Genomic DNA, 14,044 nt, shown 5'->3' with positions numbered 1-14,044 from the left:
CTTTTTTAAGAAAAGGAGCGACAATATGAACAATCGGATAGACGCAATCTATGCAAGACAATCGGTAGACAAAAAGGACAGCATTTCCATTGAAAGCCAGATTGAATTTTGCAAATACGAGTTGAAAGGCGGTAACTGCAAGGAATACACAGACAAAGGGTACAGCGGCAAGAACACAGACCGTCCGAAGTTTCAAGAACTGGTGCGGGACATCAAGCGGGGCTTGATTGCAAAGGTCGTGGTTTACAAGCTCGACCGTATCAGCCGTTCCATTCTGGACTTTGCCAACATGATGGAGCTGTTCCAGCAGTACAATGTGGAGTTTGTGTCCTCTACGGAAAAGTTTGATACCTCCACGCCGATGGGACGGGCCATGCTGAATATCTGTATCGTGTTCGCCCAGCTTGAACGGGAAACGATACAGAAGCGGGTAACGGACGCTTACTACTCCCGCAGTCAGCGGGGCTTTAAGATGGGCGGGAAAGCCCCTTACGGCTTCCATACGGAGCCTATCAAGATGGACGGTATCAACACAAAGAAGCTGGTGGTAAACCCGGAGGAAGCGGCCAATATCCGGCTGATGTTTGAGATGTACGCCCAGCCCACAACTTCTTACGGGGACATTACCCGGTACTTTGCCGAACAGGGGATTTTGTTCCATGGCAAAGAGCTGATACGCCCCACGCTGGCGCAGATGTTACGCAATCCTGTCTATGTGCAGGCAGACCTTGATGTGTACGAATTTTTCAAAAGTCAAGGTACAGTCATTGTCAATGACGTTGCCGATTTTACGGGCATGAACGGCTGCTATCTGTATCAAGGGCGAGATGTAAAGGCCAGCAAGAAAAACGACTTAAAAGACCAAATGCTGGTACTGGCTCCCCATGAGGGTATCGTCCCCTCCGACACCTGGCTGACCTGCCGCAAGAAGCTGATGAACAACATGAAAATCCAGTCTGCCCGGAAAGCCACCCACACATGGCTGGCAGGAAAAATCAAGTGCGGGAATTGCGGGTATGCTCTTATGAGTATCTACAATCCCTCCGGCAAACAGTATCTCCGCTGCACGAAACGGCTGGACAATAAAAGCTGTCCTGGCTGTGGGAAAATCATCACTTCGGAACTGGAAGCGGTTGTTTATCAGCAGATGGTAAAGAAGCTGGCAAGCTACAAGACGCTGACAGGAAAAAAGAAAGCGGCAAAGGCAAACCCGAAAATCACCGCCCTGCAAGTGGAACTTGCCCATGTAGACAGCGAGATTGAAAAGCTGGTGGACAGTCTGACGGGGGCAAACAATGTCCTGTTCTCCTATGTGAATGTGAAGATAGCGGAACTGGACGGGCGCAAGCAGGAACTTCTGGCAAGGATAGCGGAGTTGACTGTGGAGGCCATCAGCCCGGAACAGGTCAGCCAGATTTCCGGCTACCTCGATACCTGGGAGAATGTATCTTTTGATGACAAGCGGCGTGTGGTGGATTTGATGATCACCACCATAGCCGCCACAAGCGACAGCTTGAACATCACATGGAAAATCTGACTGGCGGCACCCCTCCCGTCAGATACCTACCCTGTGTAGTCCCTTGTAAACTGTACTTTTATATCGTTTAAATATCTCTAAATATTCCTTTTCCACCTCAGAAAATGCTCTTACCGTATAATCAGGCTCTACATGAAGCTTCGGCTGCCTTTCCTCTAATTCCTCATCTAATAAATACTTCAGATCATACCACAATAATGCATTATCAATTTCTTTTATAAGCTTTTCTTCTTCTTCGCTCAGCGGAGTTCCTAAAAACTTTGTATAGAGCACATCTAATAAATGATTCTCCTGCTCTTTATATTGCTTCATGTTCTGTTTTAACTGCCTTGGCACATCTGACATATAACACTCGCTTGCATCATGTAAAAGCGCAGCGAGTACTAAACGATCTGCATATCCTTTTGCAGCCGCTTCCTTTGCACATAAAATACAATGCTCCCCTACAGACCAGAAAGAACTGACATGTCCATTTCCTCTGCATATCATTGAAAGAGCATGTGCAATGTCTTTAATATCCATATTCACTGGCTCAGGATTTACAGGGTCAAAATGCTTTCTCGTATATGTAGTGATATAGTTACTCATAAGTGCACTCTCCCTTTCTAGATCTTACATAATAACGCCTGTCTTACTTTTTTATTATGATCATATATACGTAAAATTTTGTAAAAAAAACCATTATGACTCATAACGAATCATAATGGTTTTACGCTGCGGATAACAAGACTTGAACTTGCATGAGCGTAATGCTCACTAGAACCTGAATCTAGCGCGTCTGCCAATTCCGCCATATCCGCTTACGGATATTAATTCTATCATAAACAAAAGATGAATGCAAGCATTTTTTACTTTAATTTTATTTGAAAATTATCGTTACTTTTATTCTTTTTCATTTCCTTTTCCATGATTGACTGTGGCCCTATTCTGCTTTCTGAATCTTTGTATCTTTTAATAATGCTGTCATCAGATTGGTATACAGTAATTCTGAACGGATTTCTTCCTCCGGCATTGTATCTAAAACATCTTTTTTATCCTTGTAGCCTAATTCGTCAATATAATACTGTATCTCTTTATTCAATTCTTCATCTGTTACTGTTACATTCTTTGCTTCTACTAACAAATCCTGCACGCACTGTCTCTTAAGCGAATCTTTGGCATATTCTTCGATTGACATATCGTTATACTGCTCAATAAAGTCACTTACGCTCATGCCAAAGTACTCTGCCATTTCTTTATTCTCTATTTTAACATTTTTCACTTCCTGCTTAACTGCATCTTCCGAGAACTCTTTAATCTGCGTTACATTCTCCATAATCTTTGTCCAGAGCGCATCTTCATTATTCTGCTGTGCTTCTGTCTTCTTATCGGAAATAAGATCTTTTCTGACCTGTTGTTTATATTCCTTTAATGTAGAATAGTCTGTATTCTTTTTAATGAAGGAGTCTGTGATTTCCGGAACAACTTCTTTTTCTATTGCATTAATCGTCACTGTCATCTGACACTTCTTTCCCGCTACAGAAGTATCTTCATAGCTTTCCGGAAATGTAAATTCCACCTCTACTTCCTGTCCAACCTTACTTCCTACAAGCTTCTCGTCTATATCGACATCATCATCTACATTCAGGTTTCCTTCCCCTAAATGAATGTCAATACTGCTGTCAGAATAATCTTCATTCTCCTTACCATCAATCGTTGTTGCATAATCGATATTCAGATAATCTTCTTTCTGAACAATATCACGACTGGTAATCTCCTTGTAATCTGTATATTCTTCAGCCAGTTCATCAATCTTATCTTCTATCTCCTGTTCTGTGACCTTAGTTGAAGAACCTTTAATCGTAAGTCCTTCATATTGCCCAAGCTTCACATATTCAGAAGCGTTCAGTTCTACCGGTGTTGTCTGCTCTGTTGTAGCAGCTGCTTCTGTTGTCGCTTCCGCAGCCTTTTCTCCGGACTTTGAGGTAGCACATCCACCCACCATACACATAGATGCTAACAATACCGTCGCAATAAATATCTTTCTCTTTATCATAAATTATAAATTCTCCTTTTTTATTGTTAGTTTACCCTTCACCTACTTTATTCTACTTTACATTAATCTCACTCTATTCTCAATCATTTTCACAAAATCTACATATATTTTTTTACAATTTTGGCACTTCTGTATCTGCTAAGACAGGCATACAATTCCTGCTTTCTTGGAAGAACGGGATGTCCGGCAGAATAGTTTGCAGGAATTACCGCTGCCATTCCTTTTCTCTCGATAAGCTTATACATATTTTCTATGAATTCCTGAATATCTTCTTCTTTTGTTACATGATCTAGTATCCATCCCATCATATAGGCAAGTGCTGTTGTCTGTCCACTTTCTGAAAGCTGTTCTAAGTAACGCACATCAATGGATTCCCTGTCGATCAGCACCGTATCTGTTCCCATTGATTTTAACTTTCTTCTAGCAGATTTTATTGGTTTTAATTTACGGGAAAATTCCGGCATACAAACTTCTTTTTCCGCATACTGCCCTGCAATCTGGCATTGTTCGCAGATTTCCTTTGCTTCTTTTGTAACATCTTTTACTTTATAATGATCTAGCTGAAGCACAAGGTCTGCTACGGATAAATAATCTCCAGAACTTCCTACAACAATGATAAAAGAAATTCCCATCGTTTTATAAATTCCACGTATGTGACGAAGTAAGGTTGTAATCGGTTCTTTTTCATCAGAAACTAACTTTGCCATCACTTTATCCCGAATCATAAAATTCGTTGCAGAGGTGTCTTCATCTAAGAGCAGCAATTCTGCTCCAGCTTCCATGGCTTCTATCAGATTGGCCGCCTGAGAAGTACTTCCGCTTGCATTTTCCGAAGAAAAATCTACGGTATCCTGTCCGGCAGGAAGATGATTAATAAACAAAGAAATATCTGTATGCAAAATACTTCTGCCGTCTTCTGCCCGGATTTTCATTCCTGTAGCATCTGCTACGACATATTCTCTCCCATCTCCTGCAATATGATTATATACTCCCTGTTCTAACGCTTTTAATAATGTAGACTTTCCATGATAACCGCCACCTACGATAACAGTAATTCCTTTAGGAATCCCCATTCCGATCATCTTTCCTTTATGTGGAAGCTCTATTTCAATCTGTAAGGATTCCGGTGAAATAAATGGCACTGCATCCCGCATTGGACGATCGGAAATGCCACTTTCTCTTGGTAATATTGCACCGTTTGCCACAAAACCTATCAATCCTCTTTCTTTTAGCTGCCGGCGTAATTCCTTTTGATCGTCTGCAAGAGAAACAGCTTTTTCCAAAAAGCTCTTACTCTTTGTATCCCATTTACGATAAAACAAACAGCTTTCTGCCAGTTCCGGCAAAATATCAAAAACAAGTTTTTGCATCTCTTTTGCCATAATTGTTCTTCCTCTCGCCGGAAATCCCATTTCAAAACGAAGTTCCATTCTATCCTTAGAAAAAACAACCGCGATTCTTTCCTGCACCGTCTGATTTGCCGGACAGGTCGTAATTCTTCCGCTCTTACCAGAACCCATAGATCCTTTATCTAATTGACGAAGCTGCCTTAAAAACCGGCGCAGCACTTGATCTTCTAATGCCAGTCTGCGATGTTTTTCTTCATAATACTCTTCCGGAAATCCATGCGTTTCCTTCTTCACTTCAAAACGAAGTCTGGAAGGAGAAGCAAAGGGATCTCCCTGTACATGATCTATATGCAAAATATAATTTCCGTAACTGTAACTACCTCCAAGCGTTTTATACATTCCGTAACTTTTATGATCGATTTTGATCAGTTCCTTTTTTAAATCTTCTTTATTCTTCATATTCATTTCCCTGCTTTTCGTATTTTCACTCTACAGACTTCGTTCTCAAAATCATATCCCGAATACCTGCTCCACTACATCGCTTCTACTTCATCATTACTTTTCACTAAGTTTAAAGAAATAAAAATACTGGGATTCTAATGCCCCGGATAAAAGTCTGTCTACTTTAATCCAATCACCAAAAGCGGAAGTTGCACGTTTTGGCAGATAATTGGAATCCAGTAAAAGATATTTCTTTGTTTTTTTATTATAATCAGAAATACAAACATAATGTCCCTGTACATGAACGATTGCTGTATCTCCTGCCTTAAGCTTTTTCTTTAAAACGTCGATGCTTCCACTTCCACCATCCCAGGCAAATCCATATTTTTTTCCGTATTTCTTTGCTGCTGCCTTAAAAATACCATCATCTGTTCCGCTTCCGACAATACGGTAATTTTTCTTCACTGCATAATTGGCAAGCTCCATTACATCCATATACTGACCGTTCAATGCGTAAACAGCATTTACTGTTGCAAGAATTCCACAGCCTGCAGTTCCCATACATCCACCTCCGCCATATGGTGTCGCACACCACTCCGGATCATATTGGGTAATGACAAATGGCTTCTTTGTATTACTCATCTTTTGTGTCGCATGAATCCGCCAGTGACTCCCTATATCACTTCTTCCTGTGAAAAGTGTCAAGCTCACAGAATCTGCAGAATCTTTTTCTTCCGCAAGGAAACGCTTACTCGACACATTCTGAATCGTATAGGCTCCATTTAATCGCTGCAATTCAAACCGCCCTCGTACTTCTTCTGGTTTTTCTGTCCAACAAAGTTTATAACTTCCCTTTTTCCCCTTCGCTGCATTTTCCCTTGAAACACTCTGAAATACCACAGATAAATACTTTCCATCTTCTGTATTTTGAATATAGTATTTATTCTGTGTAATATGCATTATCTTAAATGTGTACTTCTGATAGCCTTCCATTTCTGTCTGATCTTTTGCTCCGCCGTTTTTATCATCCTGATATCCACATCCAAATTCATAGATGCCATCTGCTACTGTCTGTTTTTCTCTTCCGTCATAAAGCAATGTATTAGAAAATGCCCCAGCGGTCATCCATCCAATCTCATAATGATCTTTTTTATCGCAAATCACCTGACGGTCCCCATCTTTTTTACTGATGACGATAATCCCACTATACTTTTTAATCGTTGTCTGTACCTTTGAAAAACTTCGATTCGTATAAATGTACATCCCGTCTCGTACTGTTGCATACACATTTTTATAATCAGGATCGACTACAAAAGTATCAAGGGAAAACCAGCCGAAACCAGATTCCTTTCCACTTGTATACTTTCCGTAAATACTTTTTCCACTGACTCTGTATGCCTCTATGTTTAGCTTGCTGCCGTTCACTTCCTTTAACAACTTTTTCAGTGATACATCTTCATAAACAGATACTTTTTCGCTCTTTATAGAGGCTGCCATTACTGGCTTTTGCTCCATATCATAAGGAAAAGCTGCCTCTGCTTTTTTTCCTGCTGCAAATAACATTGCTACACAAAATAAAGAAGTTAAAATCACTCTTTTTATACTCATAAATTAAATCCTCATTTTTATTTACTCACTTCCGTACTGGCTGTATCCTATAACTTCAGGTTTGCCAGCGCATCTGCAAGTGCATTATTCAGTGGCTGTTTTTCTTCTTTCTTCATTTTTTTCATATAATTTGCCACATCTTTTTTAGAAACACCGGCTCCTTCTTTCTTTCGGCGGTTTTCAAATGCCTGCATCGATTCTTTATGCCCACAAGAACATACAAACTTCTGATTCTCTTTTGCTCCGATCAGTTCCATCTTTTTATGACAAACCGGACAACGAGCATTTGTCATTCGGGAAATCCGTTCCTTGTATCCACACTCTCTATCCTGACAGACATAGAGCTTACCCTGTTTACCATTTACTAAAAGAAGACGCTTTCCACACTCCGGACAAACTTTATTCGTCAGATTATCATGACGGAAAGTTCCTGTTCCATTCTGGATCTGTTTCATCAGTTCTTTTGTGTATGTTTCAATTTCTTTCATGAACTTTCTATCACTTGCCTTACCTTTTGCAATCGCAGATAACCTCGATTCCCACTCAGCGGTAAGTTCTGGCTTCTTTAAATCTTCCGGCACAAGAGACAACAGCTGTTTTGCCTTACCTGTAATAAATATTTCATTATCCTTTTTTTCAATAAGATAGCTGCCAAACAGCTTATCAATAATATCTGCCCTTGTTGCAACCGTTCCAAGTCCACCGGTTTCCTGTAACGTTTTTGCTGCTTTTGCATCCTTTTGCTGCATATATTTTACTGGATTCTCCATCGCTTTCAATAACGTTCCTTCTGTAAATCTCGCCGGCGGTTTTGTCTTTCCTTCGGTTTTTTTCAAAGTAAATTCCCCGATTACTTCGCCTTCTTTTAAAGATGGAAATACCTTTCCATTCTCATCTCCTTCCGGCGCAGTTACTTCTTTGTATCCCCTGTTTAATGGAACATTTCCTTCAGCAAAAAATGTTTCCCCTTCACATTGTATGGTAATCTTCGTCTGTTCATACTCATAAGGAGGATATAAAACTGCAAGGAATCTCCTAACAACAAGATCGAAAATCTTTCGCTCATCTACTGAAAGCTGTGCCAGGATAACCGGCTGTTCTGTTGGAATGATCGCATGATGATCGGATACTTTCTGATTATTAACAAAAGATTTCTTCGGAGTAATCTTTCCCTTCAGCACTGTATTAGTAAAGCTTCTATACGGACCAACTGCAATCGCCTCCACACGTTCCCGCAGAGTCTCTGCCACATCCGTTGTCAAATATCTCGAATCTGTTCTTGGATAAGTCAGCACCTTATGATGTTCATAAAGGCTCTGCATAATATTTAATGTCTGTTTGGCAGAAAAACCAAAGCGCTGATTCGCATCTCTTGAAAGATCGGTCAAGTCATAAAGTCCCTCCGGCTGTGAAGTCTTTTTCGTCTTTTTTACTTCAATAACCTCTGCTGTCTTTCCTAAAATCTTTTTGTAAACTTCTTCATTTTTTTCTCTGGAAAATGTTGCCGCACTTCCGGACTTTTTATCTTTCCAGGTAAATGTAACTCCCTTACCAATAAGCTGTAAACCATAATACGGCTTCGGTGTAAAATGTCTGATTTCTTCCTCCCTTGCTGCAATCATTGCCAAAGTCGGTGTCTGCACCCTTCCACAGGAAAGCTGTGCATTATACTTACAAGTCAACGCTCGCGTTGCATTCATTCCCACCAGCCAGTCGGACTCCGCTCTCGCCGTTGCAGCATGATAAAGATTCTCATACTCTTTCGCATTCTTAAGATGTGCAAATCCTTCACGAATTGCTTTATCTGTCACAGAAGAAATCCATAATCTTTTCAACGGCTTTTTATTCCCTGCCTTCGCAAGAATCCATCTCGCAACCAGTTCACCCTCTCGTCCGGCATCCGTTGCGATAATAATTTCCCCAACATCCTTTCGCTCGATCAAAGACTTCACTGCCTGAAACTGCCCTCTTGTCTGTGGTATAACTACTAGCTTAAAACGTTCCGGCATCATTGGAAGATCTTCCATTCTCCATGTCTTTAACTTCTTATCATAGCCTTCCGGGTCTGCCAGTGTCACCAGATGCCCCAGTCCCCAGGTAATAATATATTCATTACCTTCAATATATTTCTTCCCCTGCTGCTTACAGCCAAGCACGCGGGCAATATCTCGTCCAACAGACGGTTTCTCTGCAATTACTAATTTTTTCATTCTATAATAATCTCCATTTCATACATTATGTACTGTCCTAAAGTTATTTTCTAGTATAACAGAACAGGAAATGGGTTGCAAATAAACGAAACGAAAAAAGGATAGGGATTGCAGTGATAATCCCTGTCCTTTTTCATTTCTGTATTTTGCTAAATTGTCAATCCTCTTTTTCTTAGTATTCTTTTTTCCAGGTTATGAAAGATCACCTGATCAATCACGATTCCAACTACCACAATAACTACCATGACGAGCATAACCTGATTGATGTCTGCAAGATTTCTCCCTGTCATTAATGTCTGGCCAAGTCCGATGGATGTCGTCATTACTTCTCCACTCATTAATGCGCGCCATGCAAATGACCAGCCTTGTTTCATACCTGATATTAATTCCGGAAGGCTTGCGGGAAATATAACTTTCCAATAAATTTGTTTTTGATCTGCCCCCATTGTAAGCGCTGCTTTTTTATAGATTGGAGGGACGTTTAGTATCGCATTGTCTACGGCGATTGCCATACTGAATGCAGATCCCATAATTACTACAAAGATGATTGCTGTCTGTGTTAATCCAAACCATAAGATAGAAAATGGTACCCAGCAAATACTTGGCAGTGTTTGTATTCCCATAATCAGAGGTCTTAAATTTTTATGTAAAAATGAAAAATGATTCATAAATACTCCGATAACCTCTCCGATCATAAGGGAAAGAATATATCCTATTGCCCCGCGCAGTAAACTGTTCCCAATTGCCGATAGCAAGGTTCCCTGTTTTATCATTTCCGTAAATGAATTCCACACACCACTTGGTGACGGCATCGCATAGGATTTCCATATTCCAAGTCCGTCAACACCGATCATATATAAAATCTGCCATAAAAGAATAACACCAAGAAGGAACAGTATTTCTCCTGTTATATTGGATTTCCATATTTTTTTCATCAGTAATCCCCTCCCTGTATCTCTTCTAATATTTTATGTCGATAGGCAATGAAGTCCTCGTTATAGACATGCCTTGGTCTATCTAACTCTATCGGTACAATATTTTTGATTCCGCCGTCTTCTCCTGACATTACTACAACTCTGTCTCCAAGATAAACCGCTTCTTCTACACTGTGTGTAATAAAAAATATTGTTTTATGTGTTTTCATCCATATATCCTGCAGTTCCTGTCTTAAATGGTTTGATGTTTGTTTATCAAGTGCGGAAAAGGGTTCATCCATCAGTAAAATTTCTGAATCCATTGTAAATGCTCTTGCTAATGCTACCCTCTGGCGCATACCTCCGGAGAGTTGATGTATCGCATAATTTTTATAGTCTTCAAGCTGCATCATTTTCAAATACTTTTCCGCGCGGTAATCCTGCTCTTTCTTTGGAACTCCGTTTATCTCCATTCCAAACTTTATATTTTGAATTACATTCAGCCATGGAAACAGAGCGTGTTCCTGAAACATCACTGTCCGTTCCGAACCGGGTGCTTTCACTTCTTTTCCATTTAAAAGAATTTTTCCTTCTGTCGGTTTTTCCAGACCTGCAATCAGATTCAGCAGCGTACTTTTGCCGCATCCGCTTTTCCCAACTACACAGAGGAACTCTCCCGGTTTTATTTCAAGATTTATATTTTTTAAAGTAGCCTGCCCTGTATTTTCAAAGGTTTTTCCTACATTTTTTAATAATAATGCCATGCTCTGTCTCCTTTAAAATGCCATTCTTCAAAACATTGTTATATCCATCATTTTGCAGATGTGTTTGTCTCCTCTACAGAGATAAAATCATCTGATGGTTTCTGATCGATAAATTTCTGCTCAAGTGAAATTGCTGCAAAATCATCAACTGCATCTTTATTTACATCTGTTGAAATCGTAAGTTTCTGAAATGCTGTCTTTAAAATGTCCGCACTTAGTGATTTTCCTGTTGCTGCATTAATCTCATTGTTGATAATCTCCGCTGCTTTGTCTACATTTTGATTAATTGCATCTGTCGCTTCCTCATGTTGTCTTAAAAATTCTTTTACTAAGTCCGGATGCTCCTTTAAAAATTCATTTCTCACAACAACTACCGCTACTGGATAATTGCCTTCCATATAAACCTGATTATAATCGAGAACGATTTCTGCTCCGTTCTTTACAAGTGTAGAACCCCATGGTTCCGGAACAAGTGCTGCATCTATATTTCCCTGATCCATCATGTTCTGAACATCTGCATTTTCTACAGCCGTTACCGTAACTGTGCCACCTTCTTCTACTGTTTTTAAACCATTATCTGAAAGCAGCTTTAAAAGGCACAAATGCTGTGTATTTCCAATCTGCGGTATCGCTACCGTCTTTCCATCTAAATCTTTTGCAGATTTAATATCCGAACCGGGTGCTTTTACCAGTTCCGCTCCTGCCTGAGAAGCTCCAGATATCAGACTCACATCTCCCTTTGACTTTACATTGGCACTGATCGCCGGAACCGGTCCAATATATCCAATATCGATATTTCCTGAAAATAATGCTTCCACTTCAGAAGGACCTGCATTAAAGGAAGTCCATTTCACTGCTGCCTTTCCGTCAAATGCTTTATCAAGTGTTCCCTGTGCTTTCATATAAAGAGCCTGTGCATGTGTTACATTATTAAAATAACCCACATTAATTTCTGTTGTTTTTCCTGCGCTCTTCTTTGTTCCGCATCCTGTAAGCCCCGCTATCATTGCTACTACTCCTGCCACCATAAAAATCTTCTTTATATTCCGTCTCATACCTTTTCGTCCTTTCTTTGATTTTTCTGCCTGACATCAGTTCTTCTTGCTCTCACATGTGTTGTATTTATATTATTCGAAAAATGCCTTAACAACAATACCATTTTTTGATAACGTTATCTTTTTGAATAAATTGATTTTTTACAACATATTTTTTATAATAAACTGATATACAGATGATTTTTTTATTCTATTTTTATAATATTTTTGATAACGTTATCAGGAGGTTTTTATGTCTTTAAAAGAAATAGCCCGCATTGCCGGCACTTCAGTATCTACTGTTTCAAGAGTCTTAAATCAACCGGATTATAAATGCAAAAATCCTGAGCTGGAATCCCGTATCTGGGCTGCCGCGCAGGAAATCCGTTATACACCAAACACTGCTGCTCAAACCTTAAAATCCGGAACCAGTCTGGCGCGGACAGAAGAAAAAGCAATGACTTTTGATATTTTTCTTACTCGTTTTCCCTCACTCTCTCAAGATTTATTTTTCAGCGAACTTTTTGAGTTTCTAAAAAAAGAACTTTTACGCCAGCAATGTGTCATTGGAAAGTTCCTCACTCTTCCGGAAGTTACTTCTATGTTAAATGAAAAGTCTTCTTTTTCTGCTACCGACAAACATGCGGATGGAATCATTCTTCTCGGAAAATGTCCTTCCGAACTTATTTCTCCTCTGCAAAATCATTATCATAATATCGTTGGAATTGACCGTAACCCAACGGATTTTGCCTACGATGAAGTAATCTGTAACGGAACCAATGCAGCTATCACCGCTATGAATTATCTCATTTCTCTTGGGCATAAAAAAATCGCCTACATAGGAGATTGCTCCTATGAGGCGAGATATATCGGTTATTATCAATCTTTAATTTCACACAGCCTTCCTCTTGACTACTCAAATATCTATCCAACAAGCCAGACCCGCGAGGAAGGAATGAAAACAATGGAGCTCATTCTACAACGAGATTCCCTTCCTACTGCCATCTTCTGTGCAAATGACAGCACAGCACTTGGCGTATTTGACTGTCTGCGGCATCGTAGAAAAAAAGGATATGTTCCTTCTATCATCTCTATTGATAATATTCGGGAATCAGAGCAGACAAAACCAATGCTGACTACCATTGATATTCCAAAAGAAGAAATGGCGCACCATGCTGTGAAGCTCCTTCTTGACAGAATCCATAATGGACATAATAGTGCTGCAAGAATTGAGCTTCCATGTAAGCTGCTTGTCAGAGAAAGCTGTTCTATTTCTCCGCATTAACAGGGTTATTTCGTATTTACCAACACATATCCCCCAGAAGCTGCGGTACTGGAGAAATAGTAAGTTCTAGCTGAAGATTTACATGGAATCAGATATTTTACAATTTCTTTTACTGTAGTATATTTGATCCTCTGCTTCTTCTTAGACCAGGTTCTCTGCGCAGAATCTGCTACGATAACTCTTCCATCATCGGTGAGTCCCAGCAGAACCATTGTATGCTTTCCAAGAGCCCATCTTCTGGTTGTTCTGGCACTGAAACGGCCATTTATCTGTGTTCGGTTATTCGCTTCGATCACTACCGCATTCCCTGTCTTAAGATGCTTTAATATCTGTTTTTCTGCCTTTTTATTAGTAAAGGTACGTACATACTTTGTTTTGATACCGGCATAATTCAGTACTTTTGAAATTCCATACATCGAAATTGGCATCTGTCTTAATACCGGTTTGCTGTAATTGCGCTTCCAGACAGCTGTTCCTAGTGCTTTCTTTTCTACAATATTTTTCACCTGAACAGGTGTATATTTCCTGTATTTTTTAGAATAAGCAGAAAGTACTGCTGTCAAAGAAGAAACCGCGCATCCATGCATATCAAGGTATTTCGTCTTTTTCCATGGATTTTTATGCTGTCCGAAAACAGTATACTTTCTTGTACCATTCTCCGAATTAACAGTAACTGTAATCTGTCCTACATCTGACTTTTCCGGGAGCTGTGAGACTGGTGTCGTTACTGACTTCGCCTGTATATTTACCGGAAGTACTGCTGTCAGAATGAACATTGTAAGCATGAATGTGATTGCTTTTTTCATTCTTGTTTTCATTCTTATTTTCTTTTTTGTTTTCATGTCTATCCTCATTTTCTATCTGATG

At 39.8% G+C, this 14,044-nt stretch carries 11 protein-coding genes and 1 tRNA gene; 2 read left to right on the top strand and 10 right to left on the bottom strand.

What is annotated here, in order from left to right; genetic code table 11:
- Window positions 1–25 precede the first annotated feature (25 nt).
- Entirely contained in the window at window positions 26–1,537 is a 1,512-nt protein-coding gene (locus tag FYJ25_RS05115) for a recombinase family protein (protein ID WP_002575864.1), read from the top strand.
- Window positions 1,538–1,555: 18 nt separating this feature from the next.
- Here FYJ25_RS05115 and FYJ25_RS05110 read toward each other — a convergent pair whose 3' ends face one another.
- The 9 genes from FYJ25_RS05110 to FYJ25_RS05070 all read right to left on the bottom strand — a co-directional run bounded on the left by FYJ25_RS05110 (window position 1,556) and on the right by FYJ25_RS05070 (window position 11,913).
- Entirely contained in the window at window positions 1,556–2,125 is a 570-nt protein-coding gene (locus FYJ25_RS05110; RefSeq protein WP_154580722.1) for a hypothetical protein, read from the bottom strand.
- Window positions 2,126–2,252: 127 nt separating this feature from the next.
- A tRNA-Leu gene (locus FYJ25_RS05105) sits at window positions 2,253–2,337 on the bottom strand.
- A 122-nt stretch (window positions 2,338–2,459) separates the two neighbouring features.
- Window positions 2,460–3,572 (bottom strand): FKBP-type peptidyl-prolyl cis-trans isomerase, encoded by a 1,113-nt coding sequence (locus tag FYJ25_RS05100; protein ID WP_096238892.1) that lies wholly within the window; start codon window positions 3,570–3,572, stop codon window positions 2,460–2,462.
- A 98-nt stretch (window positions 3,573–3,670) separates the two neighbouring features.
- Window positions 3,671–5,380, bottom strand: a complete 1,710-nt coding sequence (locus tag FYJ25_RS05095; RefSeq protein WP_154580721.1) for an ABC-ATPase domain-containing protein — start codon at window positions 5,378–5,380, stop codon at window positions 3,671–3,673.
- A 96-nt stretch (window positions 5,381–5,476) separates the two neighbouring features.
- Window positions 5,477–6,970 carry a C39 family peptidase gene (locus tag FYJ25_RS05090; RefSeq protein ID WP_096238891.1) on the bottom strand — a complete coding sequence of 498 codons (1,494 nt, stop codon included), beginning with the start codon at window positions 6,968–6,970 and terminating at the stop codon, window positions 5,477–5,479.
- A 47-nt stretch (window positions 6,971–7,017) separates the two neighbouring features.
- Window positions 7,018–9,180, bottom strand: a complete 2,163-nt coding sequence (locus FYJ25_RS05085; protein ID WP_154580720.1) for a DNA topoisomerase III — start codon at window positions 9,178–9,180, stop codon at window positions 7,018–7,020.
- A gap of 149 nt (window positions 9,181–9,329) precedes the next feature.
- Window positions 9,330–10,115, bottom strand: coding sequence for an ABC transporter permease (locus FYJ25_RS05080; RefSeq protein WP_154580719.1), 786 nt, complete (start codon window positions 10,113–10,115; stop codon window positions 9,330–9,332).
- Window positions 10,115–10,858 (bottom strand): ABC transporter ATP-binding protein, encoded by a 744-nt coding sequence (locus FYJ25_RS05075; protein WP_021906872.1) that lies wholly within the window; start codon window positions 10,856–10,858, stop codon window positions 10,115–10,117. Before FYJ25_RS05075 ends, FYJ25_RS05080 begins: the two co-directional genes overlap by 1 nt.
- 47 nt (window positions 10,859–10,905) lie before the next feature.
- Window positions 10,906–11,913, bottom strand: a complete 1,008-nt coding sequence (locus FYJ25_RS05070; protein WP_154580718.1) for an aliphatic sulfonate ABC transporter substrate-binding protein — start codon at window positions 11,911–11,913, stop codon at window positions 10,906–10,908.
- Window positions 11,914–12,145: 232 nt separating this feature from the next.
- Here FYJ25_RS05070 and FYJ25_RS05065 point away from each other — a divergent pair, with 232 nt between their 5' ends.
- A complete protein-coding gene (locus FYJ25_RS05065) occupies window positions 12,146–13,177 on the top strand; it encodes a LacI family DNA-binding transcriptional regulator (RefSeq protein ID WP_154580717.1) in 1,032 nt (343 codons plus the stop codon).
- Between the two features lie 5 nt (window positions 13,178–13,182).
- Here FYJ25_RS05065 and FYJ25_RS05060 read toward each other — a convergent pair whose 3' ends face one another.
- Window positions 13,183–14,019 (bottom strand): C39 family peptidase, encoded by an 837-nt coding sequence (locus FYJ25_RS05060; RefSeq protein WP_167513774.1) that lies wholly within the window; start codon window positions 14,017–14,019, stop codon window positions 13,183–13,185.
- Window positions 14,020–14,044: the final 25 nt, after the last annotated feature.

This window comes from Anaerobutyricum soehngenii (assembly GCF_009697165.1).
Taxonomy (GTDB): Bacteria; Bacillota; Clostridia; order Lachnospirales; family Lachnospiraceae; genus Anaerobutyricum; species Anaerobutyricum soehngenii.
The sequence above is the reverse complement of the archived record's forward strand: the minus strand, read 5'-3'. Positions and strand labels throughout refer to the sequence as shown.